General features: G+C 67.9%; 27 protein-coding genes. 22 read left to right on the top strand and 5 right to left on the bottom strand.

Annotated elements, in window-relative coordinates; translation table 11 throughout:
- The first annotated feature begins 7 nt into the window (after positions 1–7).
- The 14 genes from CJ179_RS07580 to CJ179_RS07515 all read left to right on the top strand — a co-directional run bounded on the left by CJ179_RS07580 (position 8) and on the right by CJ179_RS07515 (position 16,506).
- A complete protein-coding gene (locus tag CJ179_RS07580) occupies positions 8–562 on the top strand; it encodes an NADH-quinone oxidoreductase subunit B family protein (RefSeq protein WP_005574811.1) in 555 nt (184 codons plus the stop codon).
- Positions 563–646: 84 nt separating this feature from the next.
- A complete protein-coding gene (locus tag CJ179_RS07575; RefSeq protein ID WP_095861107.1) occupies positions 647–1,369 on the top strand; it encodes an NADH-quinone oxidoreductase subunit C in 723 nt (240 codons plus the stop codon).
- On the top strand, positions 1,369–2,685 hold the full coding sequence (gene nuoD / locus CJ179_RS07570; RefSeq protein ID WP_072940570.1) for an NADH dehydrogenase (quinone) subunit D: 1,317 nt from the start codon (positions 1,369–1,371) through the stop codon (positions 2,683–2,685). The genes CJ179_RS07575 and nuoD overlap by 1 nt, the downstream gene beginning before the upstream one ends.
- On the top strand, positions 2,682–3,605 hold the full coding sequence (nuoE, locus tag CJ179_RS07565) for an NADH-quinone oxidoreductase subunit NuoE (protein WP_072940567.1): 924 nt from the start codon (positions 2,682–2,684) through the stop codon (positions 3,603–3,605). Before nuoD ends, nuoE begins: the two co-directional genes overlap by 4 nt.
- A 1-nt stretch (position 3,606) precedes the next feature.
- A complete protein-coding gene (nuoF, locus tag CJ179_RS07560; RefSeq protein WP_072940564.1) occupies positions 3,607–4,905 on the top strand; it encodes an NADH-quinone oxidoreductase subunit NuoF in 1,299 nt (432 codons plus the stop codon).
- A 51-nt stretch (positions 4,906–4,956) separates the two neighbouring features.
- Entirely contained in the window at positions 4,957–7,422 is a 2,466-nt protein-coding gene (locus CJ179_RS07555) for an NADH-quinone oxidoreductase subunit G (RefSeq protein ID WP_257015379.1), read from the top strand.
- A complete protein-coding gene (gene nuoH / locus CJ179_RS07550; RefSeq protein ID WP_095861105.1) occupies positions 7,419–8,771 on the top strand; it encodes an NADH-quinone oxidoreductase subunit NuoH in 1,353 nt (450 codons plus the stop codon). The genes CJ179_RS07555 and nuoH overlap by 4 nt, the downstream gene beginning before the upstream one ends.
- Positions 8,764–9,330, top strand: a complete 567-nt coding sequence (gene nuoI / locus CJ179_RS07545; protein WP_072940556.1) for an NADH-quinone oxidoreductase subunit NuoI — start codon at positions 8,764–8,766, stop codon at positions 9,328–9,330. Before nuoH ends, nuoI begins: the two co-directional genes overlap by 8 nt.
- Positions 9,331–9,361: 31 nt before the next feature.
- Positions 9,362–10,171: an NADH-quinone oxidoreductase subunit J gene (locus CJ179_RS07540; protein ID WP_167372241.1), complete on the top strand. Its 810-nt coding sequence runs from the start codon at positions 9,362–9,364 to the stop codon at positions 10,169–10,171.
- A complete protein-coding gene (nuoK, locus tag CJ179_RS07535; protein ID WP_005239116.1) occupies positions 10,168–10,467 on the top strand; it encodes an NADH-quinone oxidoreductase subunit NuoK in 300 nt (99 codons plus the stop codon). The genes CJ179_RS07540 and nuoK overlap by 4 nt, the downstream gene beginning before the upstream one ends.
- A gap of 69 nt (positions 10,468–10,536) precedes the next feature.
- On the top strand, positions 10,537–12,429 hold the full coding sequence (gene nuoL / locus CJ179_RS07530; RefSeq protein WP_095861104.1) for an NADH-quinone oxidoreductase subunit L: 1,893 nt from the start codon (positions 10,537–10,539) through the stop codon (positions 12,427–12,429).
- The gene (locus CJ179_RS07525; protein ID WP_179377540.1) at positions 12,426–13,994 is read left to right on the top strand and encodes an NADH-quinone oxidoreductase subunit M; all 1,569 of its coding nucleotides are present in this window, start codon (positions 12,426–12,428) and stop codon (positions 13,992–13,994) included. The genes nuoL and CJ179_RS07525 overlap by 4 nt, the downstream gene beginning before the upstream one ends.
- Positions 13,994–15,616, top strand: coding sequence for an NADH-quinone oxidoreductase subunit NuoN (nuoN, locus tag CJ179_RS07520; RefSeq protein ID WP_072940547.1), 1,623 nt, complete (start codon positions 13,994–13,996; stop codon positions 15,614–15,616). The genes CJ179_RS07525 and nuoN overlap by 1 nt, the downstream gene beginning before the upstream one ends.
- A 155-nt stretch (positions 15,617–15,771) precedes the next feature.
- Entirely contained in the window at positions 15,772–16,506 is a 735-nt protein-coding gene (locus tag CJ179_RS07515; protein ID WP_072940544.1) for a DUF1906 domain-containing protein, read from the top strand.
- 4 nt (positions 16,507–16,510) lie between these two features.
- Here the strand turns inward: CJ179_RS07515 and CJ179_RS07510 are convergent, their stop codons facing one another.
- Positions 16,511–17,014, bottom strand: coding sequence for a nuclear transport factor 2 family protein (locus CJ179_RS07510; protein ID WP_072940541.1), 504 nt, complete (start codon positions 17,012–17,014; stop codon positions 16,511–16,513).
- A 357-nt stretch (positions 17,015–17,371) separates the two neighbouring features.
- On the opposite strand from CJ179_RS07510, the gene CJ179_RS07505 reads away from it, so the two are divergent.
- Positions 17,372–17,842: a MarR family winged helix-turn-helix transcriptional regulator gene (locus CJ179_RS07505; protein ID WP_095861102.1), complete on the top strand. Its 471-nt coding sequence runs from the start codon at positions 17,372–17,374 to the stop codon at positions 17,840–17,842.
- A gap of 10 nt (positions 17,843–17,852) precedes the next feature.
- Here the strand turns inward: CJ179_RS07505 and CJ179_RS07500 are convergent, their stop codons facing one another.
- A complete protein-coding gene (locus tag CJ179_RS07500) occupies positions 17,853–18,203 on the bottom strand; it encodes a hypothetical protein (protein ID WP_072940536.1) in 351 nt (116 codons plus the stop codon).
- Positions 18,204–18,313: 110 nt separating this feature from the next.
- Complete coding sequence (locus CJ179_RS07495) at positions 18,314–19,096, bottom strand: hypothetical protein (RefSeq protein WP_174705479.1); 783 nt, start codon at positions 19,094–19,096, stop codon at positions 18,314–18,316.
- A 317-nt stretch (positions 19,097–19,413) separates the two neighbouring features.
- Here CJ179_RS07495 and CJ179_RS07490 point away from each other — a divergent pair, with 317 nt between their 5' ends.
- Positions 19,414–20,748: a mannosyltransferase gene (locus tag CJ179_RS07490; protein WP_095861101.1), complete on the top strand. Its 1,335-nt coding sequence runs from the start codon at positions 19,414–19,416 to the stop codon at positions 20,746–20,748.
- Here CJ179_RS07490 and CJ179_RS07485 read toward each other — a convergent pair.
- On the bottom strand, positions 20,696–20,980 hold the full coding sequence (locus CJ179_RS07485; RefSeq protein WP_015889728.1) for a 4a-hydroxytetrahydrobiopterin dehydratase: 285 nt from the start codon (positions 20,978–20,980) through the stop codon (positions 20,696–20,698). The genes CJ179_RS07490 and CJ179_RS07485 overlap by 53 nt on opposite strands.
- A 58-nt stretch (positions 20,981–21,038) precedes the next feature.
- Between CJ179_RS07485 and CJ179_RS07480 the strand changes: the two genes are divergently transcribed.
- Entirely contained in the window at positions 21,039–21,419 is a 381-nt protein-coding gene (locus tag CJ179_RS07480) for a (deoxy)nucleoside triphosphate pyrophosphohydrolase (protein WP_072940528.1), read from the top strand.
- A gap of 2 nt (positions 21,420–21,421) precedes the next feature.
- Here CJ179_RS07480 and CJ179_RS51300 read toward each other — a convergent pair whose 3' ends face one another.
- Positions 21,422–21,589 (bottom strand): hypothetical protein, encoded by a 168-nt coding sequence (locus CJ179_RS51300; RefSeq protein WP_167372117.1) that lies wholly within the window; start codon positions 21,587–21,589, stop codon positions 21,422–21,424.
- Positions 21,590–21,932: 343 nt separating this feature from the next.
- On the opposite strand from CJ179_RS51300, the gene typA reads away from it, so the two are divergent.
- From typA to CJ179_RS51295, 5 genes are all read left to right on the top strand, one after another.
- Positions 21,933–23,840, top strand: a complete 1,908-nt coding sequence (typA, locus tag CJ179_RS07470) for a translational GTPase TypA (RefSeq protein WP_072940524.1) — start codon at positions 21,933–21,935, stop codon at positions 23,838–23,840.
- A gap of 126 nt (positions 23,841–23,966) precedes the next feature.
- Positions 23,967–24,098 carry a hypothetical protein gene (locus CJ179_RS52635; protein WP_257015377.1) on the top strand — a complete coding sequence of 44 codons (132 nt, stop codon included), beginning with the start codon at positions 23,967–23,969 and terminating at the stop codon, positions 24,096–24,098.
- Complete coding sequence (locus tag CJ179_RS07460) at positions 24,089–25,846, top strand: ABC transporter family substrate-binding protein (protein WP_179377539.1); 1,758 nt, start codon at positions 24,089–24,091, stop codon at positions 25,844–25,846. Before CJ179_RS52635 ends, CJ179_RS07460 begins: the two co-directional genes overlap by 10 nt.
- Positions 25,843–26,721: an N-acetyl-1-D-myo-inositol-2-amino-2-deoxy-alpha-D-glucopyranoside deacetylase gene (gene mshB / locus CJ179_RS07455; protein WP_095861097.1), complete on the top strand. Its 879-nt coding sequence runs from the start codon at positions 25,843–25,845 to the stop codon at positions 26,719–26,721. The genes CJ179_RS07460 and mshB overlap by 4 nt, the downstream gene beginning before the upstream one ends.
- A 99-nt stretch (positions 26,722–26,820) precedes the next feature.
- Entirely contained in the window at positions 26,821–26,979 is a 159-nt protein-coding gene (locus CJ179_RS51295; protein WP_005239161.1) for a hypothetical protein, read from the top strand.
- Positions 26,980–26,991 lie beyond the last annotated feature (12 nt).

The following is a 26,991-nucleotide window of genomic DNA, read 5'->3' as shown; positions in this document are numbered from 1 at the left end:
GTCGGATATGGGCATCGAGGAGAAGCTGCCGAGCGGCTTCCTGCTGACCACGGTGGAGGGGCTTGCGGGCTACGTCCGGAAGGGCTCGCTGTGGCCCGCCAGTTTCGGGCTCGCGTGCTGCGCGATCGAGATGATGGCCACCGCAGGCGGACGCTTCGACATCGCCCGCTTCGGCATGGAGGCGTTCCGTGCCTCACCCCGGCAGGCCGATCTGATGATCGTCGCCGGCCGGGTGAGCCAGAAGATGGCGCCGGTGCTGCGGCAGATCTACGACCAGATGGTGGAGCCGAAGTGGGTGCTGGCGATGGGCGTGTGCGCGTCGTCGGGTGGGATGTTCAACAATTACGCGATCGTGCAGGGTGTCGACCACATCGTCCCTGTCGACATCTACTTGCCGGGGTGCCCGCCGAGGCCCGAGATGCTGCTGAACGCGATCCTCGCGCTGCACGAGAAGATCCAGCAGATGCCGCTCGGTGTTCACCGGGAGGAGGTGGCGCGTGCGGCTGAGCAGGCCGCGCTGGCCGCCACCCCCACCATCCAGATGAAGGGCCTGCTCCGGTGACGGCGCGCGCAGCGAGGGAGCGGAGCAACCCGAGCAAGTGCCGGAGCCGTGCGGTCTGGACTGAGGAACGAGGGAGCGTAGCGAGTGAGTGACGAGGGAAGACCGCACGACCAAGCTCCGGCACCCGCGAGCGCAGCGAGCCATGTCCCAGAGCAGATCGGTGTGCGTAAGGGTTTGTTCGGGGTGCGGGGTAGTGGGGATACGTCGGGGTATGGGCGGTTGGTGCGTCCGGTGTTGTTGCCGGGGAGTACGCCGCGGCCGTTCGGCGGGTATTTCGACGAGGTGGCGGATGGGTTGGGGGCGGCGCTGGCGGAGTCGGGGGTGGGCTTCGAGGTGGCGGTGGAGTCGGTGGTGGTGTTTCGGGGTGAGGTGACGTTCGGTGTGCGGCGCGAGTTCTTGGTGCCGGTGGCGCGTGCGTTGCGGGATGAGCCGGATCTGCGGTTCGAGATGTGTCTGGGTGTGAATGGTGTGCATTTCCCGCAGGATGCGGGCCGGGAGTTGCATGCGGTGTATCCGTTGTTGTCGATTACGCACAATCGGCGGATCCGTCTGGAGGTGGCGGTGCCGGATGGGGATCCGCATATTCCGTCGTTGTACGACGTGTATCCGACGAATGATTGGCACGAGCGGGAGACGTACGACTTTTTCGGGATCGTGTTCGACGGTCATCCGTCGTTGACGCGGATCGAGATGCCGGATGACTGGCCGGGTCATCCGCAGCGGAAGGACTATCCGCTCGGCGGTATTCCCGTCGAGTACAAGGGCGCGGAGATCGCGCCGCCGGACGAGCGGCGGGGGTACAGCTGATGAGCGAGGACACGGTTTTCACGGTTGCCGGTCAGGACTGGGACGAGGTTGTCGATGCGGTGAAGGCGGCGTCGGAGGACGCGGGTTCGGGGAGCGGCGAGGAGCGCATCGTCGTGAACATGGGTCCGCAGCATCCGTCGACGCACGGGGTGCTGCGGCTGATCTTGGAGATCGAGGGTGAGACGGTCACGGAGGCCCGGTGCGGGATCGGCTATCTGCATACGGGGATCGAGAAGAATCTCGAGTATCGGACGTGGACGCAGGGCGTGACGTTTGTGACGCGGATGGATTACCTGTCGCCGTTCTTCAATGAGACGGCGTATTGCCTCGGTGTGGAGAAGTTGCTCGACATCACGGATCAGGTGCCGGAGCGGGCGAGTGTCATCCGGGTGATGTTGATGGAGCTCAACCGCATCTCCTCGCATCTGGTGGCGCTGGCCACGGGCGGGATGGAGTTGGGCGCGGTGACGGCGATGCTGTTCGGTTTCCGGGAACGTGAGTTGGTCCTGGATGTGTTCGAGTTCATCACGGGGTTGCGCATGAACCATGCGTATATCCGGCCGGGTGGGTTGTCGCAGGATCTGCCGGAAGGGGCGGTGGAGAAGGTCCGCGAGTTGCTCACGTTGATGCCGGAGCGGTTGCGGGACATGGAGAATCTGCTGAACGACAACCGCATCTGGAAAGGCCGGACCAAGGGCATCGGGTATCTCGACCTCACGGGGTGCATGGCGCTCGGCATTACGGGTCCGATGCTGCGTGCGACGGGTCTGCCGCACGATCTGCGGAAGTCGCAGCCGTATTGCGGGTACGAGAATTACGAGTTCGAGGTCAGCACCGACACCGGGTGCGACGCGTACGGCCGCTACCTGATCCGGGTCGACGAGATGAAGGAGTCGCTGAAGATCGTCGAGCAGTGTCTCGACAAGTTGCGGCCGGGGCCGATCATGGCGGAAGACAAGAAGATCGCGTGGCCTGCGGATCTGACGTTGGGCCCGGATGGTCTGGGTAATTCGCCGGAGCATGTCCGCGAGATCATGGATTCGTCGATGGAGTCGCTGATCCATCATTTCAAGTTGGTGACAGAGGGTTTCCGGGTGCCGCCGGGCCAGGTGTATGTGGCGGTGGAGTCGCCGCGGGGTGAGCTCGGGGTGCACATGGTGAGCGACGGCGGCACGCGCCCGTTCCGGGTGCATTTCCGGGATCCGTCGTTCACGAATCTGCAGTCGGTGGCGGCCACGTGTGAGGGCGGCATGGTGGCGGATGTGATTGCCGCGGTCGCGAGTATCGATCCCGTCATGGGGGGAGTGGATCGATGACCGAGCGAACCGCACCGGCGCAACCACCTGTTTTCATCGAGTTCGGGCCTCGGCCGGAGGAGAACGGCCGGCTGGTGCGGCCGGGTGCGCGGGAGGAGTATCCGCCGGAGATACGGGCGCGGCTCGACGCCGACGCCGATGTCGTCGTCGCGCGTTATCCGAATTCGCGTTCCGCGCTGCTGCCGCTGTTGCATCTGGTTCAGGCGGAGGACGGGTGCATCACGCCGGCGGGGGTCGAATTCTGTGCCGGCCGGCTCGGGTTGACCGGAGCCGAGGTGGCCGCGGTGGCGACGTTCTATTCGATGTACCGGCGCGAGCCGACGGGCGACTATTACGTGGGGGTGTGCACCAACACGTTGTGCGCGGTCATGGGCGGCGACGCGATCCTCGCCGCGCTGGAGGAGCATCTCGATCTGCCGCACGGTGGCACGTCCGCGGACGGCAAGGTCACGTTGGAGCACATCGAGTGCAACGCGGCGTGCGATTACGCCCCGGTGGTGATGGTGAACTGGGAGTTCTTCGACAATCAGACCCCGGAGTCGGCCCGCTCGCTCGTCGATTCCCTGCGGTCGGGGGCCCGGGTGTCGCCGAGCCGCGGCGCGACGCTGTGCACGTTCCGGGAGACTGCCCGCATTCTCGCCGGGTTCCCTGACGAGCGTCCCGGTGCGCTCGAGGAGGGCGGCGCCGCAGGCGAAGCGACACTGGCCGGCCTGCGCGTTGCGCGGGAACGGGGGATGACGGCGCCTGATCCGGCGGAGACGTCCCTCGTCCCGGAGCCGCAGGCACGGGACACCGAGGCGGTGGCGGCCGAGTCGACGAAGGACGAGCCGGCGCCTGCCCCGTCGGCGACGGTGCCTCCGGATCGCTCCACCTCCGAAACGAACCCGGCTGCGACCGACCCGGGACGGAAGGGAGACTGACATGCCGCTGACCCCGGTCCTGAGCCGCTACTGGGACGAGCCCGAATCCTGGACCCTCGACACGTACCGTCGCCACGACGGGTACGAGGGCCTGCAGAAGGCGCTGCGTATGGAGCCGGACGAGGTCATCGCGACGGTCAAGGAGGCCGGTCTGCGCGGTCGCGGCGGTGCCGGATTCCCGACCGGCATGAAGTGGTCGTTCATCCCGCAGGGCGACGACAAGCCGCACTACCTCGTGGTCAACGCGGACGAGTCCGAACCGGGCACCTGCAAGGACATGCCGCTGATGCTGGCCACGCCGCACGCGCTCGTGGAGGGCGTCATCATCGCGGCGTACGCGATCCGCGCCGGTCACGCCTTCATCTACGTGCGCGGCGAGGTGGTGCCGGTGCTGCGCCGGCTGCAGGCCGCGGTCGCGGAGGCGTACGCGGCGGGCTACCTCGGCAAGAACATCCTGGGTACCGGGTTCGACCTCGAGTTGGTCGTGCACGCGGGTGCCGGGGCGTACATCTGCGGCGAGGAGACGGCGCTGCTCGACTCGCTGGAGGGGCGCCGCGGCCAGCCGAGGCTGCGTCCGCCGTTCCCCGCGGTGGCCGGTCTCTACGCGTCCCCGACCGTCGTCAACAACGTCGAGTCGATCGCGAGCGTCCCGCCGATCATCGTGAACGGTATCGAGTGGTTCCGCTCGATGGGCAGCGAGAAGTCGCCCGGGTTCACCCTCTATTCCCTGTCGGGGCACGTGACCACACCCGGACAGTACGAGGCTCCACTGGGAATCACGTTGCGGGAGTTGCTCGAGTACGCGGGCGGCGTCCGCGCCGGGCATCGGTTGAAGTTCTGGACGCCGGGCGGTTCGTCGACGCCGATCTTCACGGACGAGCATCTCGACGTCGCTCTCGACTACGAGGGTGTCGGCGCCGCCGGGTCGATGCTGGGCACCAAGGCCCTGCAGATCTTCGACGAGACCACGTGTGTGGTGCGCGCCGTGCTCCGCTGGACCGAGTTCTATGCGCACGAGTCGTGCGGCAAGTGCACGCCCTGCCGGGAGGGCACCTATTGGCTGGTGCAGATCCTGGAGCGGCTCGAGCGGGGGGAGGGGACCGATGCGGACCTGCAGAAGTTGCTCGACATCGCGGACAACATCCTCGGCAAGTCGTTCTGCGCTCTCGGTGACGGTGCGGCGAGCCCGATCATGTCCTCCATCAAGTACTTCCGCGACGAGTACCTCGCGCACTTCGAGCAGGGCGGCTGCCCGTTCGACCCGCATCAGTCGACGCTCATGGCTGGAGTACGCGCATGATGTGGCACCGGGGCCGCGCGGTCTGGACCGAGGAGCGAGGGAGCGCAGCGAATGAGTGACGAGGGAAGGGCGGGCGTGAAAGCCCCGGTGCCCGCGAGCGGAGCGAGCCCTCACACAGTGAGCGTTGTCATCGACGGGGTGGAGGTGAGTGTTCCCAAGGGCACGTTGGTGATTCGTGCCGCGGAGATGATCGGTATCCAGATCCCGCGGTTCTGCGACCACCCGTTGCTCGATCCGGTCGGCGCCTGCCGTCAGTGCCTCGTCGACGTGGAGGGGCAGCGTAAGCCGCTCGCCTCCTGCACCACGACCGTCACCGACGGCATGGTTGTCCACACCCAGCTCACGTCGCCGGTCGCCGACAAGGCGCAGAAGGGGGTGATGGAGTTGCTGCTGATCAATCATCCGCTGGACTGCCCGGTGTGCGACAAGGGCGGCGAGTGCCCGTTGCAGAATCAGGCGATGTCCAACGGGCGCGCGGAGTCGCGTTTCGGGGAGATCAAGCGCACGTTCCCCAAGCCGATTCCGCTGTCCACAGAGGTCCTTCTGGACCGGGAGCGGTGTGTGCTGTGCGCGCGGTGCACCCGGTTCTCCCAGCAGGTTGCGGGGGATCCGTTCGTCGAGCTGATGGAGCGGGGTGCGCTGCAGCAGGTCGGGATCTACGCGAAGGAACCGTTCGAGTCGTACTTCTCCGGCAACACCGTCCAGATCTGCCCGGTGGGCGCGCTGACGGGTACCGCGTACCGGTTCCGGGCCCGCCCGTTCGATCTGATCTCCAGCCCCAGTGTGTGCGAGCACTGTGCGAGCGGTTGCGCCCAGCGCACCGATCATCGGCGGGGCACGGTGTTGCGGCGGCTGGCGGGCGACGACCCCGAGGTCAACGAGGAATGGAATTGCGACAAGGGGCGGTGGGCGTTCGCCTACGCCACCCAGGCCGACCGGATCACCACCCCGCTGGTCCGCGGCGGCGACGGCACGCTGGCGCCCGCCTCCTGGTCGGAGGCCCTGGCCGTCGCTGCGCGGGGACTGACCGCGGCGCGGGGCAGTGCGGGTGTTCTCGTCGGTGGTCGGTCCACGTGGGAGGACGCCTACGCCTACGCGAAATTCGCGCGAACGGCGCTCGGCACCAACGACATCGACTTCCGCAGTCGCGCACACTCCGGTGAGGAGGCCGACTTCCTGGCGGCCCGGGTGGCGGGGCAGCGACTCGCGGTCACCTACGACGATCTCGACGCCGCGCCGATCGTTCTCCTCGCCGGGTTCGAGCCGGAGGAGGAGTCGCCGATCGTGTTCCTCCGCCTGCGCAAGGCGGCGCGCACGAAGGCCGTTCCGGTGTACTCGATCGCCCCGTACACGTCCCGCGGCCTCGAGAAGGTGTCCGGCAGACTGCTGCGGGCCGCGCCGAATGCGGAACCGGAGGTCCTCGACGGACTCCGCACGGGTGATGCGGACCCGGGGGTCACCGAGTTGCTTCGCCGACCGGGTGCGGTCGTCGTGGTGGGGGAGCGGCTCGCCGCGGTGCCGGGGGCACTGTCCGCCGCGGTCCGGCTGGCCGACGCCACCGGTGCCCGGCTGGCCTGGGTGCCGCGACGCGCCGGTGAACGCGGCGCACTCGAGGCGGGCGCGCTGCCCGGACTGCTCCCGGGTGGCAGGCCGGTGGGCGATCCCGAGGCCCGTCGGCAGGTCGCGTCGGTGTGGAATGCCGCGGATCTACCGGACACCGCGGGCCGCGACACCGCGAGCATCCTCGCCGCCGCCGAATCGGGGACGCTGGGGGCGCTGGTGATCGGCGGTGTGGAGATCGACGACCTCCCCGACCCGCAGGCCGCGACGGCGGCCGTCGACGCGGCCGGCTTCGTCGTGAGTCTGGAACTGCGCCACAGTGCGATCACCGACCGCGCGGACGTGGTGTTCCCCATCGCACCGGTCATGGAGAAGCCGGGCACCTTCGTCGACTGGGAGGGCCGCACCCGGGATTTCGACGCCGCACTCCGCGGCACCGGGGCGATGCCCGATCAGCGTGTGCTCCACGCGATCGCCGGCGAAATGGGTGTCCCGCTGGGTCTTCCCGACGCGGCGACCGCACGGCGGGAACTCGAACGGCTCGGCGCCTGGGACGGTGACTTCCCGGATCCGCCCGACGTCCCGCAGTCCCCACGGCGGGACCCCGGGGCGGGGGAGGCGGTGCTCGCCACGTGGCGGATGCTGCTCGACTCGGGGCGGTTGCAGGACGGGGAACCGCACTTGGCGGGCACGGCGCGCACCCCGGTCGTGCGGATGTCCGCGGCGTCGGCGGCCGAGACGGGTGCCGGTGACGGAGATCCGGTCACCGTCGCGACGGAACGAGGCGAGGTGACGTTGCCGTTGGTGATCACCGACATGCCGGATCGGGTGGTGTGGCTGCCGCTCAACTCGCCCGGCTCCGCGGTCTACCGCCAACTGGCCGCCGGGGCGGGAACCGTCGTGAACGTACGCCGCGCCGCAACCACCAACGGGATCGCCCCGGGAGGTGCGCTGTGACGATCGCGGCCGTCTACCCCGACCCGGCACTGTTCGGGCACGACCCGTGGTGGCTGGTTCTGGGCAAGGCGCTGGCCGTCTTCGTGTTCCTCGTCCTCACCCCGCTTCTGACGATTCTGGCCGAACGCAAGGTCATGGCCTGGATGCAGATGCGCGTCGGCCCGAACCGGGTGGGCCCGCGGGGCATGCTGCAGAGCCTCGCAGACGGCATCAAGCTCGCCTTGAAGGAGGGGATCGTCCCGAAGGGTGTGGACAAGCCGATCTACATCCTCGCGCCGATCATCGCCGCGGTGCCCGCGTTCATGGCGTTCGCGGTGATCCCGTTCGGCCCTGCGGTGTCGATCTTCGGGCACTACACGCCATTACAGCTGACGGACCTGCCGGTGGCCGTGCTCTACGTCCTCGCAGCCACGTCGATCGGCGTCTACGGCATCGTGCTCGCCGGCTGGGCGTCCGGCTCCACGTACCCGCTGCTGGGAGGTCTGCGCTCGACGGCGCAGGTGATCTCGTACGAAATCGCGATGGCGTTGTCGTTCGCGGCCGTCTTCCTGGACGCAGGAACGATGTCCACGTCGGGCATCGTCGCCTCCCAGGAGCACACCTGGTACATCTTCCTGCTGCTGCCGTCGTTCCTCATCTACGTCACCTCGATGGTGGGTGAGACCAACCGGGCGCCCTTCGACCTGCCCGAGGCCGAAGGCGAACTGGTCGGCGGGTTCCACACCGAGTACTCCTCGCTGAGCTTCGCGATGTTCATGCTCGCCGAGTACGTGAACATGGTGACCGTCTCGGCGCTCGCCACCACCCTGTTCCTCGGCGGCTGGCACGCACCGTTCCCGCTCAGTCTGTGGGACGGCGCGAACTCCGGTTGGTGGCCGGTGCTGTGGTTCACGCTGAAGGTCTGGGGTTTCCTGTTTGTGTTCGTCTGGTTGCGCGCCACGCTGCCCCGGCTGCGGTACGACCAGTTCATGGGTCTCGGCTGGAAGATCCTGATCCCGATCTCGCTGGTGTGGGTCATGATCGTCGCCACCGTCCGGGCCTTCCGCAACGACGGCTACGACGCCCGGACGATCACCCTCGTCGTCGCGGGCCTCGTCGTGGCCCTCGTCGTGGTGGCGCTGCTGTGGAAGCGTCTGCGTCCGGGCCGCGTTCACGCACCAGAGAAACCGGTCGAGCCGCGCGACCGCGCCGAACTGTCCCCGGAGACACTCGAACCGTTCGACCCCATGGCCGGTGGATACCCGGTTCCGCCGATGCCGGGTCAGACGCTGCCCGCGTTCCGGCGCACGCCCGTCTCCGTCACCAGCGCGCACTCCACCGGATCGACTCAGGAGAACAGCGATGACTAAATTCCTCGGCCCCATAGCGGGATTCGGCGTGACCTTCTCCACGATGTTCAAGAAATCGAACACCGAGTTCTACCCGGAGGAGAAGACGCCGACGGCGCCCCGCTATCACGGCAGGCATCAGCTCAACCGGTACGCGGACGGCCTGGAGAAGTGCATCGGGTGCGAACTGTGCGCCTGGGCGTGCCCCGCCGACGCCATCTTCGTCGAGGGCGCCGACAACACCGACGAGGAACGCTTCTCGCCCGGCGAGCGGTACGGCCGGGTGTACCAGATCAACTACCTGCGCTGCATCGGGTGCGGGCTGTGCATCGAGGCGTGCCCGACACGGGCGCTGACCATGACCAACGAATACGAGATGGCCGACGACAACCGGGCGGGGCTGATCTACGAGAAGGATCGGCTGCTGGCCCCGCTCGAGTCCGGCATGGTCGATTCGCCGCACCCGATGGCCCCGGGAACCACGGCCGAGGACTACTACCGCGGCACGGTGACCGGGGGAGCGGCGCCCGCGTCGCAGGACGAGTCCGAGGCGGACGACACGGCGGGGGACAGGCCGTGATCGAGGGAGGAGAGCCGACGTGGTGAACACGATGCCGTCCGCGGTCCAACTGGTCGCGGAACCCTTCACCCAGACCTCGACCGGCGAGGGCGTGCAGTTCTGGGTCCTCGCGACCGTGGCCGTGGTCGGCGCGCTCGGAGTGGTCAGCGCGACGAAAGCCGTCTACTCGGCGATCTTCCTCGCCACGACCATGATCATCCTGGCCGTGTTCTACATCGCCCAGGGCGCGCTGTTCCTCGGCGTCGTGCAGATCGTGGTCTATACCGGAGCGGTCATGATGCTGTTCCTGTTCGTGCTCATGCTCATCGGCGTCGATTCCTCCGAATCCCTCGTCGAAAACCTGCGCGGTCAGCGGGTGGCTGCGATCGCCGCGGGACTGGGATTCGGTCTCCTGCTGATCGGCGGCCTCGGAAGTGCGTCCGTCTCCGCGTTCACCGGTCTCGACCAGGCCAACGCGGCGGGCAACGTCCAGGGGCTGGCCGAACTCGTCTTCGTCCGGTATGTGTGGGCCTTCGAACTGACCGGCGCCCTGCTGATCACCGCGACCATCGGTGCCATGGTGCTTGCCCACCGGGAACGGTTCGAGCGGCGGAAGGATCAGCGCGAGCTGTCCCAGGACCGTGTCCGCGAGGGCGCCCGGGTCACGCCGCTACCCAGTCCCGGGGTTTACGCGCGGCACAACGCCGTCGACATCCCGGCGTTGCTGCCCGACGGCACGTTCTCCGACCTCTCCGTCAGCCGGTCGCTCGACCGGCGGCCGAGCATGCCCGCCCGGGCACTGGGCACCGCGGACGTCGCGGCCCCCGAACCCGCCGCGACCGAAGACGGTGGTGGGCGATGAACCCCGAGAACTACCTCTACCTGTCGGCGCTGCTGTTCACGATCGGTGCCGCCGGGGTGCTGATCCGCCGCAACGCGATCATCGTGTTCATGTGCATCGAACTGATGCTCAACGCCTCGAATCTGGCGTTCGTGACGTTCGCCCGGATGCACGGCAACCTCGACGGGCAGGTCTTCGCGTTCTTCACGATGGTCGTCGCGGCCGCCGAGGTGGTCGTCGGTCTGGCGATCATCATGACCATCTTCCGTTCCCGCCGTTCGGCTTCCGTCGACGACGCCAACCTCCTCAAGAACTGACGGGTCCCCGATGACGCACATCCTCGAGAAGGTGACTTTGCCCGACGACACCCCGATCGGCGGTGCGGCATGAGCGGAACGCTGTCGTCGGCGGTGTGGCTACTGCCGGTTCTGCCGCTCCTCGGCGCCGCCGTGCTCCTGCTGGTGGGCAGGCGCAGCGATGCGTGGGGTCATCTCCTCGGCTGCGTGACGGCGCTGGCCTCGTTCGCACTCGGCCTCGTCTTCTTCGTCGACATGCTGGGCCGGGACGCCGCCGACCGGGTGGTGCACCAGATCCTGTTCAGCTGGGTGCCGGTCGGCGAACTCCAGGTGGACTTCGGTCTGCAACTCGACCAGCTGTCCGTGTGCTTCGTGCTGCTGATCACCGGTGTCGGCTCGCTGATCCACATCTATTCGGTCGGCTACATGGCGCACGACCCGGAGCGCAGGCGGTTCTTTGCCTACCTCAACCTGTTCCTCGCGGCGATGCTGCTGCTGGTGCTGGCCGACAATTTCCTGGGACTGTACGTCGGGTGGGAGGGCGTCGGTCTCGCGTCGTACCTGCTGATCGGGTTCTGGCAGTACAAGCCGTCCGCGGCGGCCGCGGCGAAGAAGGCGTTCGTGGTCAACCGGGTCGGCGACATGGGGCTGATCCTCGCGATCATGATCATGTTCTCGACGTTCGGTTCGATCGAATTCGCCGACGTGTTCACGCGTACCGACGCCGCGAGCGAGGGCGTGCTCACCGCGATCGGGCTCGCGCTGCTGCTCGCCGCCTGCGGCAAATCGGCGCAGGTCCCGCTGCAGTCCTGGCTCGGCGACGCGATGGAGGGCCCGACACCGGTGTCCGCGCTCATCCACGCCGCGACCATGGTCACGGCGGGTGTGTACCTCATCGTCCGCTCCAACGCGATCTTCGACCTGGCGCCGAACGCCCAGCTCGGCGTCGTGATCGTCGGCGCGGTGACCCTGCTGTTCGGCGCGATCATCGGCTGCGCGAAGGACGACATCAAGAAGGCGCTGGCGGCGTCGACGATGAGCCAGATCGGGTACATGGTGCTGGCCGCCGGACTCGGACCGGCCGGGTACGCGTTCGCGATCATGCTGCTGCTCACCCACGGCTTCTTCAAGGCCGGCCTGTTCCTCGGCGCGGGCTCGGTGATGCACGGCATGAACGACGAGGTGAACATGCGCCGCTACGGCGGTCTGCGCACCGTCATGCCCATCACATTCGTCACGTTCGGGCTGGGATACCTGGCCATTATCGGGATTCCGCCGTTCTCCGGCTTCTTCTCCAAGGACAAGATCATCGAAGCGGCGTTCGCCGCCGAGGGCGTGCAGGGCGTCGTCCTCGGAACGGTCACGCTGCTCGGCGCGGGACTCACCGCCTTCTACATGACCAGGGTGATGCTGATGACCTTCTTCGGACGCCGCCGATGGGCACCAAATTCCCACCCACACGAATCGCCAGGGGTGATGACGGTACCGATGATCCTGCTCGCGGTGGGTTCGGTCGCCGCCGGCGCCCTCCTCGCCGTCGGCTCCTCCCTCCAGCACTGGCTGGAACCTGTCGTCGGCGCCCACCACGGCGAGCCCGCCCTCCCCGTGTGGGCGATCACCGCACTCACGCTGGTGGTGGTGCTCGCGGGAGTCGCGGTGGCCTACCGGCAGTACGCCCGGCAGCCGATCCCCGACGTCGCGCCGACGGACGTCACCGCGCTCACCGTCGCGGCCCGGCGGGACCTGTACGGCGACGCGTTCAACGAGGCGGCACTGATGCGTCCCGGGCAGGAGTTGACGCGAACGCTCGTGACCGTCGACGACCGGGGCGTCGACGGCGCCGTCAACGGGTTCGCCGCGCTCGTCGGCGGAACGTCGGTGCGGGTGCGGCGTCTGCAGACCGGGTTCGTCCGGTCGTACGCCCTGTTCATGTTCGCGGGTGCGGCGCTTCTGGTCGCCACGATGCTGGTGAGGCTGTGGTGAGCGGCTTCCCGTGGCTGACGGTCCTGTGGGTGCTGCCACTCGTCGGTGCCGGTGTGGTCCTGGCCTTGCCCGTCGACAGGCGCGCGCTTGCGAAATCGGTCGCGGTCGGTGTGTCCGTGGTGGTCCTGTGCCTGGCGGTCGTGCTGGCGATCCGGTTCGACCCGACCGGCGAGCAGTACCAGTTCGTCGAATCGCACGCCTGGATCCCGGCTTTCGGCACCCGGTACATCCTGGGCCTCGACGGCATCGCGCTCGTCCTGGTCCTCCTCACCGCCGTTCTGGTGCCGCTGCTGTTGCTGGCGGGGTGGAACGACGGCGACTCCGCTCCCGACTACGACCGGCGGCGGATGGCGCACACGTACGTGGCGCTGACGCTGATGGTCGAGGCGATGGTGATCGTCTCGTTCACCGCCCTCGACGTCCTGCTCTTCTACATCTTCTTCGAGGCCATGCTCATCCCCATGTACTTCCTGATCGGAGGATTCGGCGGGGCGGGGAGGGCGTATGCCGCGGTGAAGTTCCTGCTGTACAACCTGTTCGGCGGCCTGATCATGCTGGCGGCCGTCATCGGGCTGTACGTGGTGACGGCGCGCCAGGACGCGTTCGGCGGCGGCACCTTCGACTTCCGGGTGATCGTCGCGGAGGGTCTGGACGCCGACCCCGGTGTGCTGAAGGCGCTGTTCCTCGGGTTCATGTTCGCCTTCGCGGTCAAGGCCCCGCTGTGGCCGTTCCACACGTGGCTGCCGGGCGCGGCGGTGGAAGCCACCCCGGCCAGCGCGGTGCTCATGATGGCCGTCGTCGACAAGGTCGGCACGTTCGGGATGCTGCGGTTCTGCCTGCAGATGTTCCCGGACGCGTCCGCGTACTTCGCGCCGTTCGTCACGGTGCTGGCGGTGATCGGCATCATCTACGGCGCGGTGCTGGCCATCGGACAGACCGACGTGATGCGACTGATCGCGTACACGTCGATCTCGCACTTCGGTTTCATCATCCTCGGCATTTTCGCGATGACGAGCCAGGGGCAGGCCGGATCGACGCTGTACATGGTCAACCACGGCATCTCGACCGCGGCGCTGTTCCTGATCGCCGGGTTCCTGGTGTCCCGGCGCGGCACCCGCCTCATCGCCGACTACGGCGGCGTGCAGAAGGTCGCTCCGGTGATGGCGGGCACGTTCCTCGTGGCGGGGCTGGCCACGCTGTCGCTGCCGGGCCTGGCGCCCTTCATCAGTGAGTTCCTCGTCCTGGTCGGGACGTTCTCGCGGTACCAGATCGCTGCCGTGGTCGCGACTCTCGCGCTCGTCCTCGCGGCGATCTACGTGCTGTGGCTCTACCAGCGGATGATGACGGGACCGCTGAAGGAGGGCAACGAAACGGTACGCGATCTCGTGCGCCGTGAGATCGCGGTCGTGGCACCGCTGATCGCCCTGCTGCTCGTCCTCGGCGTCTACCCCAAGCCGGTGCTGGACGTCATCACCCCCGCGGTGAGCCACGTCCTCGTCACCGTCGGTCAGCACGATCCTGCCCCCACCGTCGCCGGGCAGGACCCAGAGGGAGGCACACCCTGATGAGTACCTCCGAATTCGTCCTCGCCCAGTCCGCGCCGTTGCCTGCGCCGGACATCGAATACGGCCAGCTGGCGCCGATGTTGATCGTGTTCGGCGTGGCTGTGGCCGGTGTGCTCGTGGAGGCGTTCCTGCCCCGGCGCGGCCGCTATTCGAGCCATCTCGTTCTCGCGCTCGGCGGACTCACCGCGGCATTCGTGGCCGTCGTCCTGCTGGCCGGAACCCGCGACTCGGTGGTCGGGGGAGCGGTGGCCGTCGACGGTCCGACGCTGTTTCTCCAGGGCACGATCCTGCTGATCTCGATCCCGGCGATCCTGATCATCGCCGAGCGGAGCGTCGACAGCGGGGTCGGCGCTGCGACCGCGGAGGTCACGGCCGTCCGCGGGGCGGAGCCCGAAGGCGGAACCGACGCCTTCACCCCGCAGGCGTTCGCCGTCCCCGGCAGTGTCGCCGAGCGGGAGGCCACCAGGAACGCCCCGGGGCACACCGAGGTCTTTCCCCTCACGCTGTTCGCGGTCGGCGGGATGCTCCTGTTCCCGGCGTCCAACGACCTCCTCACCATGTTCGTGGCGCTCGAGGTGCTCTCGCTGCCGCTGTATCTGCTGTGCGGGCTGGCGCGGCGCCGCCGTCTCCTGTCGCAGGAGGCCGCGATGAAATACTTTCTGCTCGGGGCGTTCTCGTCGGCGTTCTTCCTGTTCGGGGTGGCTTTGCTGTACGGCTACGCGGGCACCGTCGCGTTGCCGGGGATCGCCGACGCGCTCGCCGAGGGCGCCGAGGACCGGACGCTGGCGCTGATCGGCACCGCGCTCCTGTCGGTGGGACTGCTGTTCAAGATCGGCGCGGTCCCGTTCCACTCCTGGATCCCCGACGTCTATCAGGGTGCGCCGACACCGATCACCGCGTTCATGGCGGCGGCCACCAAGGTCGCGGCCGTCGGGGCGATGCTGCGCATCTTCTACGTCGCGCTGCCCGACCTCCGCGCGGACTGGCGGCCGGTGATGTGGGGCGTCGCCATCCTCACCATGGTGGTCGGTGCCGTCATGGCGGTCACGCAGAACGACGTCAAGCGGATGCTCGCGTACTCCTCGGTCGCGCACGCCGGATTCATCCTCACCGGTCTGGTCGCGGCCAACCGGGCGGGTCTGTCGTCCACCATGTTCTATCTGCTGGCCTACGGATTCAGCACGCTCGGCGCGTTCGCCGTCGTCACACTCGTGCGGGACAGCCGGGGCGAGGCGACGGACCTGTCCCGCTGGGCGGGGCTGGGGCGGCGTTCGCCTCTGGTGGGCGGGGTCTTCGCCCTGTTCCTGCTCGCGTTCGCCGGAATCCCCTTGACGAGTGGGTTCGTCAGCAAGTTCGCGGTCTTCCAGGCCGCCATCGAGGGCGGTGCCGTTCCGCTCGTCCTCGTCGGCGTCGTCAGCAGCGCGATCGCGGCGTTCTTCTACGTCCGGGTGATCGTCCTGATGTTCTTCTCGGAACCGCAGAGCGACGCCCCGACGATCGTGGTGCCCAGCATGTTCACCGCCGCCGCCATCGCGGTGGGAGTGGTGGTGACGGTGGTGCTCGGAATCCTGCCGCAGGGGGCGCTGGAACTGGCGGACCAGGCCGCGGTGTTCTTCCGCTGACCCGGCGGTGCCGGCGGGTCGCGAGTGTTCGATGTGACGGATGTAGTCCAAGTGGCTGGCGGGACCCGTGTGAGTGTGGTGGAATGCAAACCGGACAACATACCGACTGAGCGAGAGTGAATGTCGGAGACACGCCGGAGCGCGACCGATCGGATATGGGGGCGACAGTGCAGATTTCTCGGAGAGACCTGTTCCGGTACGCGGCAGCGGGATCCGCCGTGGCCGGGATCGCGGCGCTCACGTCCACCACGTCCTCTGTCGCCGTCGCGAAGGCGGACAGCCTCGGCATCCTGATCGACTACGCGGGCGGCGTGCCTTCGGCGGACGCCATCCTCGAGGCCGGATACGACGGCGCCATCCGCTACGTGTCGGATCGCCGTCCCGGCGCCGAATGGATGGAAGGCAAGCCGATGCTCGCCGACGAGGCGCAGGCGCTGCTCGACGCCGGACTGTCCGTCGTCTCGTGCTATCAGTTCGGCAAGGGGCCGACCGCCGACTGGCGCGGCGGGCTCGAGGCGGGCAAACGGCACGCGGAGCGCGGGCTCGAATTGCACCTCGCCGCAGGCGGTCCCGAAGACCGCCCCATCTACGCGTCCATCGACGACAATCCTTCGCCCGCAGATTTCCTCACCATGATCGCCCCGTACCTCGCCGGGTGGGAGTCGGTGGTCGGCAAGGGCAACACCGGCATCTACGCCAACTCCAAGACCCTGGATCTGGCGGTACTCGCCGGGCTCGGGTCGTGGTACTGGCAGCACGACTGGGGCACGCCCGAGGGGTACGTGCACCCGTCGGCGCACCTGCATCAGTACGAGATCGACGCGAGCAACGTCGACGGCGTGGGCATCGATCTCAACGACATTCTCAAACCCGACTACGGGCAGTGGTGACCGGTCAGGCTGCCGGTCGATCACCCGTCTTCGAGAGCCACTGCCGCGCGTCTTCTGGTAGGTTGCCTGCGGATTCCGCTGCGCGGCACCACTTCTTGGCGGTGGCGAGAAAGTTCATCGGGTTGTACGCGTCCTCTTCGCGCGACCACAGGTTGTCGCCGGCGTAGTGGAGGATCGTGATGTTGGCGGCGGCGTGCCGCGAGCCGTCGCCGGGATCCTCCATGGGGTTGTCGATCTCGCAGATCACCCATCCGCGGTCTTCGTCGATCACGTACCAGTTCGCCGGGAACTCGGTCATCCGGCTTCCGGGGAAGGCCGACATGGTGCGCGTGACCCAGGTGCGAATGGCCTCGCGTCCGGCGAAGTGCCCGAACGCGTGCTCGACGTACGTGGCGTCCTCCGTGAAGAGGTCGGCGAATCCGTCCCAGTCTCCGAGTTCGACGCAGCGGCTGACGGTTCGCTGGTAGTGTGCGAACGCCTCGTCGAGTTCGGCGCGACTCCACGGCATGGTGCATCCCCTTCTCTCGTCCGGCACCGCGTCTGCGTGCCTCGAAGAATGAGAACACGTTTCAGTTCTGTTGTGGGGTGTTTTCCAGTGGATGGGATCGTTGAAACGCCATCCGAGTCGACTCCGATTACCTGTTGTCACTCGTTTCACTCTGGAACCCGGAGGTTCTGCCATGGATCTGCTGATCAATGTCGTGTACACCGTCGCGTCGGTTCTCTACACCGCGCTGTTCGTCAACGGATCCTGATTGGCTCCCGCGGTACCGGAATGTGCACGCTACACATGATGTGTATCATGCACAATGATGTCCCGGTCGAGGTAACCGTGCCTCGGGCAGAATGACGGTAACTCTGGGAGGTGCCGGTGTCCGATCGCGACGAGGTGGCGGCTGATGTCGAGAACGAATTGACATTGCTGTCGCGCTATCACGCCCACGCGCAGCGGGCGGGATTCCAACTCGACCGTTCCGCCTACTTGCTTCTCGGACGCCTGGAACTGGAACATCCGCTCAGCCTGAAACAGCTCGCCGAGGCGTTCCGGCTCGACATCTCGACGATCAACCGGCAGATCGGCGCGCTGCTGAAGCGCGGACTCGTCGAGCGGGTCCCCGACCCGGACGGGGGAATGGCCCGCAAGGTCGAGGCCACTGCGCGGGGGCTCGAGCAGCTTCACGCAGACCGGGCGCTCGGCAGGAACGGTGTCGAACGCATCATCGCCGAGTGGAGCGACCACGACCGGGGTGAGCTGCGCCGCCTGCTGACCAAATTCAACGGCGAGATCGAGAAGTACGACGGCAACTCCTGGCCGCGCGCCGGCCGGACGACCTGACCGGACGTCGTCAGGACTGGACGTGCGCGGTCGCGTCCCGGGCGAGGTCCGGTTCGTCGGCGATGACCGTGAGGTGAGGGTGCTCGGGCGGCGCGTCGTGCCAGCCCTTCCACGACAGCAGAGACCACCGCGACAGCCCCGACAACGCCGATCCGAGGCTGGCGAACGAGGCGGTGCTCAGTGCAGAGCCTGCCGATCCGACGGACCCAATCGAGAGCACCGAGCCGACACTCCCGATCGACAGGACCGAATAGGCGGAACCGATCGAGAGGATCGATCCTTCCGAACGGATCGACAGGATGGAACGCCGGGCGTGTCGCGATCGCAGTGAGTGGTCCGTTGTGTGATGCGTCGAGGGCATTCCTCGGTCTACCACGGTGGCGCCGTCGGCAAACAGTGAAGCGGCGCAGACATGAGCGAGGGGCCCTCCGGAAAGTCCGGAGGGCCCCTCGCTCGTTCAGCTGTGAAGTGCTACGCGACCTGGAACATGCCGACGGTGGGGAGGAAGCTGCACGTGATCGGCGCCGCGCCCTCCTTCTGGGTCGTCAGTCCGCCCGACACGACCGCGAGGACGCGGCCCGGGCCGGTGTCCGCGATCGCCGACAGGGTTGCCGGTCCGTCGGGGTTGATCTTGGCCTCGTTGGTGAGGTTCTGAGTGGCGCGCCGCTGGTTGTCCAGGTTGATCCACGTCACGGTCAGCGGTTCGGGCTGTTCGGCGGCAACGGAACTGGTTCCGAGGGCGGTGAACACGAAACCGGCCTGACCTGCCTTGGGGCCGGGCGGGGGCAGCTGGGCCGGGCCGGGGACCGCGAGCGCGGTGCCGACCGAGTCGGCGCCCTCGCCGATGCAGCCCTTGCCGATGGTCGGGTAGAGGAACTGCGCGATGACGGGCGCGTTCTCCTTCGGGATCTCGGGACCGCCGCCGCCGCTGCCGTCGAGGAACGTGATGACGCGTTCGAGGGTGGACTTGAGTTCCGGCGGGATGCCGGGGGACTCGAGAAGGTTGCGGGCCTGGTCCAGGATCGCGTCCTGGGGTCCTGCGGCGATGTCTTCGGTACCAGCGGCTGCGCCGATGATGGCGGGTGCGAACGACGCGAGCATCTCCACGGGGATGCCTTCGGGCACGGGCGGCGGCGTCGGCTGCGCGATCGCCTGGGCCGGCACTGCCATAGCGGCTGCTGCGGCAACGGCGAGAGCAGTTACTGCTCTGCGCATACCTCGGGTTCGAAGCACAGTCTCCCCATCCTTAGTCATAACAGCGTGGACGACAAAACAATCCACGTCTGACGGCTCGGGGGGTCACTCTATGTACAGCGCCCCCGGGTTGTACAGCTCACGAGTTCGTTCACCGGTAGCTGCGGCACCCCGGTGGGAGTGTATGGCATATAGACCCCGACGGTGATCCTCCGGTGACGATAGCTTGTGGCACGTGTGGTTCGTGTGATTGGTGATGCAACTGTTACGCACGGCTACGGACACCTCGGAGGCAGCGGGCGGCGCCGTCTACGCTGTGCGGGACCGTTTCGGGATCGGCTGAGACATCTACACACCTCACGGGAGAGCGCCACACTGTGTCCGACCATGCAGCGTCCGACGGCGGAGCAGCCTCCGACGACCCGACTTCCGAGCGTTCACCCACGTCGACCCGGGGAACATCCGCCCTGCACACCCTGTTGCGATGCGCGCCTGTTCTTCTCGTGCTGTCGGTGCTCGGGCGGATGGCGTGGACGCTGTTGAGCCCCAACGGGATGAACCTCGTCGACCTGCACGTCTACGTCGACGGTTCCGAGGCGCTCCACGGTGGCAGTCTCTACGACTTCACCTATTCGGAAGTGACACCGGACTTTCCGTTGCCGTTCACCTACCCGCCGTTCGCGGCGCTCGTCTTCTTTCCCCTGCACTACCTGCCGTTCCCACTGGTCGGGGTCGGCTGGCAACTGCTCACCATCCTCGCCCTGTACGCGCTGGCGCGCATGAGTCTGGGGCTCGTGCTCGGCGATGCCGCGCGCAGCCCGCACTGGCGTGCGGTCGCGGTGTTGTGGACCACGGTCGGGGTGTGGGTGGAGCCGGTGCGCACCACGCTGGACTACGGCCAGATCAACGTCTTCCTGGCCCTGCTCGTGATGACCGCGGTCCGCAGTTCCCGGTGGTGGCTGTCCGGTGCGCTCGTCGGATTCGCCGCCGGGATCAAACTGACCCCGGCGATCACCGGCCTCTATTTCCTGATGCAACGCCGCTGGAAGGCCGCCGTCTTCTCCGGGGTCGCGTTCGCCGCGACCGTCGGAGTCAGTTACCTGCTGATCGGCTCGGAGGCGCGGGAGTACTTCACCCACCTGCTCGGTGACGCCGATCGCATCGGGCCGGTCGGCTCGGTCTGGAATCAGTCGCTGCGCGGCGCGTTGTCGCGGCTGCTCGGGTACGACGTCGAGACGGGCGTCCTCTGGCTGCTGGCGGTGGCGGTCACCGTCGTCCTCGCCGGCCTGGCCTGGCGGGCGATCGCCCGGGACGATCGGCTCGGCACCCTCATCCTTGTCGAGCTGCTGGGGTTGCTCGTCTCACCGATCTCGTGGTCGCACCACTGGGTGTGGGTGATCCCGATGCTGATCTGGTTGCTGCACGGCCCCTACGGTTCGATGCTCGGCACCCGGATCCTCGCCGGGTACTGGCTCGCCACCACTCTCATCGGCGTGCCCTGGGTGCTCAGCTTCTTCCAGGACTCGATCTGGCTGATCTCCCGGCCCGCGGTACTCGCGTGGCTGGGCACCGTCGACGTCGTCGGCGCGTTCGGTGTCTACCTCTGGGTGGCCTACGCCGGGCGACGCACGAAGCGTGCCACCGCGGCCGTCGGCGAGATCAGCCCGCCAGTGAGTCGATCTGCGCAGCAAGATCCAGATCCAGCTGCGTGAGACCGCCCGCGGAATGCGTCGACAGCGTGTAGGTGACCTTGCGCCACCTGATGTCGATGTCCGGATGGTGGTTCGCGGCCTCCGCCGCCTCCGCGACCTTCCGGACCAGCTCCACCGCTTCGGGGAAACTCGGCGACTCCACGGTGCGGACGAGGGAATCACCCGCCCGCTGCCACCCGGGCAGTCCTGCGAGCGCGGTGTCGATCTCTCCGTCTGACAGCAACTCGGCCATACCTCATGATGGTGCCGTGCCCGAGGAACGTGCAAGACCTGTCGAGAACACCGGTGAAGTGGTGGCGGCCGCGATCATCGTCGACGGCCGGCTGTTGCTGGCACAGCGGACGCGGCCCCCGGAACTCGCCGGACTGTGGGAGCTGCCCGGCGGCAAGGCGGAGGCGGGGGAGAGCCCCGAGGACGCGCTGCGCCGCGAACTGCGGGAGGAACTCGGGGTCGAGGTGTCAGGCGGCGACCGGATCGGTGACGACGTGCCGCTGCCCGACGGCCGGGTGCTGCGCGCGTACCGCGTCGAACTGGTGTCAGGAACACCCGCCGCGCTCGACCACGCGGAACTGCGATGGGTGGACGGGCGGGAACTGGGCGAGATCGACCTCGTCGGCAACGACCGCGGATGGGTGCCGGACCTGCGGCTGCACCTGAACGGGTGGGCCTGACCTCACGCCGCGCGGGCCTTCTTGAGCCCCTTCTTCAGGTCCTTCTTGGACGCGCCCTCGTTCTCGAGCTTCTTCATGCGCATGATGACGACCGGGCACTTGATGCACCGCGTCTTGCTGCGGCAGCACTTCTTCTTCGGCTTGAGACCCGAGACCTTGCTGGCCTTCACCTTGCCCATACTCGGCTCGGCCTTCCTACTCCGGTGAACGCCGGTATCCGCCGGCTCCGCTCAGGTTAGCGTCCCCTCAGCTTTCGACCCCACCGCACACGCGAGAAGGGCCGAATTCGACGTGGCGCAGATCACTTTACGCTGGTCGGGCATGCCCCGCGAAGCCGGCGATGCGCGAAGTAGCCGTTCGGGCGGGTAGTATTCACGTGGCCGCGATGCCTGTACTGGGCGATTTACCATCGCCTCGACGAGGATTCTGAATCGAGATGACAAGGCGGCCGCCAGAAAGCCGTGCGAGGGAACTTTCGCGTGGCCGAATCAACTCAGCCAGGAGAGCCACCGCGTGACCATCACCAGCTTCCGTAACGTTGCCATCGTCGCACACGTCGACCACGGCAAGACCACTCTCGTCGACGCCATGTTGCGTCAGTCGGGGGCATTCGAGGAGCGCGCCGAACTGGTCGATCGCGTGATGGACTCCGGCGACCTCGAACGCGAGAAGGGCATCACCATCCTCGCGAAGAACACCGCCGTCCACAAGCACCACGGCGACGGCAGTGTCACGGTCATCAACGTCATCGACACCCCCGGTCACGCCGACTTCGGCGGCGAGGTCGAGCGCGGCCTGTCCATGGTCGACGGTGTCGTCCTGCTCGTCGACGCCTCCGAGGGCCCGCTGCCGCAGACCCGCTTCGTCCTGCGCAAGGCGCTCGCCGCGTCGCTGCCCGTCATCCTGGTGGTCAACAAGACCGACCGTCCCGACGCCCGCATCGAAGAGGTCGTCTCCGAGAGCCACGACCTGCTGCTCGACCTGGCCTCCGACCTCGACGACGAGGCCGCAGAAGCCGCCGAGCTCGCCCTCGACCTTCCCGTTCTGTACGCCTCCGGCCGTGAGGGCAAGGCGTCCAAGGTTCAGCCCGAGAACGGTCACGCGCCGGACGCAGAGAACCTCGACGCCCTGTTCGAGGTCCTCCTCAACTACGTGCCCGCGCCCAAGGGCAACGTCGACGCGCCGCTGCAGGCTCACGTCACCAACCTCGACGCGTCCGCGTTCCTCGGACGTCTCGCGCTGGTCCGCATCCACAACGGCGAGCTGACCAAGGGGCAGACGGTCTCCTGGTGCCGCGAGGTCGATGGCGAGCCCGTCGTCACCAAGGCCAAGATCACCGAACTGCTCGCCACCGTGGGCGTCGAGCGCCAGCCCGCCGAGAAGGCCGTCGCCGGTGACATCGTCGCGGTCGCCGGTTTCGCCGACATCATGATCGGCGACACCCTCGCCGACCTGGAGAACCCGGTGCCGCTGCCGCGGATCACCGTCGACCAGCCCGCCATCTCGGTGACCATCGGCACCAACACCTCGCCGCTCGTCGGCCGGGTCAGCGGACACAAGCTGACGGCCCGCATGGTGAAGTCGCGCCTCGACCAGGAACTGGTCGGCAACGTCTCGCTCAAGGTTCTCGACATCGGGCGCCCCGACGCCTGGGAGGTCCAGGGTCGTGGTGAGCTCGCGCTCGCCATCCTCGTCGAGCAGATGCGCCGCGAAGGTTTCGAGCTGACCGTCGGCAAGCCGCAGGTGGTCACCCGTCAGGTCGACGGCAAGGTGCACGAGCCCTTCGAGGAGCTCACCATCGACAGCCCCGAGGAGTACCTCGGCGCCATCACCCAGCTCCTCGCCAACCGCAAGGGCAAGATGGTGCAGATGGCCAACCACGGCGCGGGCTGGGTCCGGATGGAGTTCATCGTCCCGTCGCGCGGCCTGATCGGTTTCCGCACCGACTTCCTCACCGAGACCCGCGGCACCGGTATCGCGAACGCCGTCTTCCACGGCTACGCACCGTGGGCAGGCGAGATCCGCGCCCGCCACACCGGCTCGCTCGTCTCGGACCGCACCGGCTCGGTCACCCCGTTCGCGATGATCCAGCTCGCCGACCGCGGAACGTTCTTCGTCGAGCCCGGCGCCGACACCTACGAGGGCATGGTCGTGGGCATCAACCCGCGCCAGGAAGACCTCGACATCAACGTCACCCGCGAGAAGAAGCTGACCAACATGCGTCAGTCCTCCGCCGACGTGATGGAGACCCTCGCCAAGCCGATCAAGCTGGAGCTCGAAGGCGCGATGGAGTTCTGCGCCGGCGACGAGTGCGTCGAGGTCACCCCGGAGGTCGTGCGGGTGCGCAAGGTGCACCTGTCGGCCACCGACCGTGCCCGTGAGCGTTCGCGCTCCAAGGCCCGCGACAAGGCGGCCCTGTAGTCGGCACGTCCGACCACGTCAAACACAACCGGGCGAATGTACCTTCGATCGATCGTCGACCGAAGGTACATTCGCTCGTGGGTTTCCGGAGCCTTCCGGTATCTCTGAGGAAAGGCGGCGCGGTGGGTGCTGGGGGTCGACTCGAGAGAGTCCAGGCAGTTCGGGGACTTCGGGCAGTTCGGGGACTTCGGGCAGTTCGGGGACTTCGGGCAGTTCGGGGAGTTCGGGGCCGAAGGCGCGGGAACGGTGTGGCCGTGACCGCACTCCTGCTGGCACTGTCGACGGCGGTACTCACGTCGTGCACCGCCGATCCGCCTCCGCCGGTCGAGAGCACCGACAGCCCCAAGCCGACGGTGTCGCCGACCGAGAAGCAGCCCGTCGTCGTCGCGATCGACGACGTGGGCAGCGGATTCAACCCGCACCTGCTGTCGGACCAGTCGCCGGCGAACTCCGCGGTCAGCGCCCTTGTCCTGCCGAGCCCGTTCCGGCCGGTGCCCGACCCGGCGCACCCGGGCGGCAGCATCTGGATTCCCGACTCCTCCCTCGTCATCTCCGCGGATGTCACGTCGCAGGAACCGTTCACCGTCACGTACCAGCTGCGCAACGAAGCGCAATGGTCCGACGGCGCGCCCATCGCCGCCGAGGACTTCCGCTACCTGTGGCAGCAGATGATCAGCGCCCCCGGCGTGGTCGACCCCGCCGGCTACGACCTGATCCAGGACGTCCGGTCCTCGGGTGGCGGCAAGACGGTCACCGTCGTGATGAAGGCCGCCTACCCGGCGTGGCGTGAACTCTTCACCGACCTCCTGCCGTCACATCTCATCAAGGACTCCCCGGGTGGCTTCGCGACCGGACTGGCCGAGAACATCCCGGTGTCGGGCGCACACTTCCACATCAAGTCGATCGACCGCGGCCGCGACGAGATCCTGCTCGAACGCAACGACCGGTTCTGGGACAAGCCGGCGACCCCCGACCAGATCCTGATGCGCCGCGACGGCACCCCGTCGCAGCTCGCCGACTCGATGCGCAACAACGATACCCAAGTCGTTCAGATCCACGGGGGCACAGCGACGTCCGCTCAGCTCGCCGCGATCCCGACGGTACGCACCGGTGCGTCGTTCCAGCCCCGCGGACTCGACCTCACGCTGAACGGCCGGGTGCCCGAACTCGCCGACGTCCGGGTGCGGAAGAGTCTGCTGAACCTGCTGGACACCGAACTGCTCGCCGTCGTCGGCGCAGGCAGCGAGGCCTCGGCGGTCCCGGCGCGCTCGCAGGTCTACGCCCCGTCCGATCCCGGCTACAGCGCGACCGCACCCGCGCGGCCGAGCCGCGAACAGGTGCTGGCGCAGCTGGCCGAATACGGCTACGTCGCCGAAACACCTCCGGGCACCGTCGTTCCCGCAGGTACGGTGCCGCCCACCCGGCTCGTCCGCGAGGGCGTCCCGCTCACGCTCGTCATCGGGACACCCGAGGGCGACGACACCGCGAGCGCCGTCGCCAACACGGCGGCCGACCAGTTGCGCGGCGCCGGCATCGACGCGACCGTGACGTCGCTGCCCGCCGAGGAGTTGTACGGGGAGTCGCTGAGCAAGGGCGACATCGGAGCGGTTGTCGGCTGGTCGCGCGCCGGGTCCGACCCGGCGACGGCGCTGGCATCCCGGCACAGCTGTCCGCCCGCAGTGGTCGCGACGACCCAGCCGAACACCGAAACCGCCGGCCCCGAACGTGATTCGGTGTCGGAGGCCGAGGCCCCGTCCAACCTGTCGGGAGTCTGCGACCCCACCCTGCAGCCGTCCATCGACGCCGCGCTGCGCGGAGTCGGTGATGTGCCACAGGCCCTCGCCGACGCCGATCGCAGGCTCTGGGACCTGGCCGCGGTGCTGCCGATCATGCAGGACCGCACGCTGGTCGCGGCCGGGCCGGGCGTCGACGGGGTATCGCTGACCGGCGCCGTGCCGGTCGGAATATTCAGTGACGCAGCAGACTGGAGCAGGATCAAGGAATGAGTGAGCGGCGACTTCTGCTGGTCCATGCCCATCCCGACGACGAGACCCTCACCACCGGCGGCACCATCGCGCGCTACGCCGCCGAGGGTGCCGACGTCCACGTCCTGACGTGCACGCTCGGCGAGGAGGGTGAGGTGATCGGCGACGAGTGGGCGCACCTGGTCGCCGGCGCCGCCGATCAGCTCGGTGGGTTCCGGATCGGCGAGCTGACGTCCGCGCTGACGTCTCTCGGTGCGGGACGGCCACGATTCCTCCTGGGGGCGGGACGCTTCCGTGACTCCGGCATGGCGGGCACGGCGTCGGCGGCGAACCCGCGCGCCTTCGTCAACGCCGACCGCGACTCGGTGACCGCGGCGATCGTGGCGGTCATCCGCGAGGTGCGGCCGCACGTCGTCGTCACGTACGACCCGGACGGCGGATACGGGCACCCCGACCACATCCAGGCGCACGGGATCGTCACGGCGGCCGTCGAGGCGGCGGGAACGGAACAGTTCCCCGACGCGGGCGTCCCCTGGGAGGTCGCGAAACTGTACTGGACGGTGACCGAGGCGAGCGCGCTCGAGGCGGGACTCTGCCGGATCGGCGACCTTCCCGACGGCTGGCGGCTGCCGGAGCCCGGCGAGTTGCCGAGCGTGCCGGCCGCCGACGTGACGACGGTGATCGACGTGCGGGGTGTGCTCGACGCGAAGCGGAACGCGCTGTCGGCGCACGCCACCCAGGTGACCGTGGCGCCGAGCGGCACCGAGTACGCGCTCTCCAACGACATCGCGCAGCCGATCCTGGTGGAGGAGCATTTCGTGCTGGTCCGCGGCGCCCTCGGGGATCGGGACGCCGACGGCCGGGAGCGGGACCTCTTCGCTGGCGTGAGTCTCTGACCGCAGGTGTCTGTGACCGGCGTTACGTATTACACTGTGGCGCACGTCACGCAGCGGCCGCGGTCGAGTCCGCGTGGCACCCGTCAGGAGAGGCGATAGATGTACAACTGGGATGTTCAGAACGCCATCGTCGCGTTCGTCGATACGCTCCGGCCCTCGTGGCCGGCCCAGCACGACCTGTACTACAGCGTGCTGTACGGATTCGCCGACATGCAGAGCCATTTGCTGACCCTGCTGGGCTACCCGCCCGTCGCCTGATCCACTATTGAC

The organism is Rhodococcus sp. ACS1, from assembly GCF_002300155.1.
Taxonomy (GTDB): domain Bacteria; phylum Actinomycetota; class Actinomycetes; order Mycobacteriales; family Mycobacteriaceae; genus Rhodococcus_F; species Rhodococcus_F koreensis.
The sequence above is the reverse complement of the archived record's forward strand: the minus strand, read 5'-3'. Positions and strand labels throughout refer to the sequence as shown.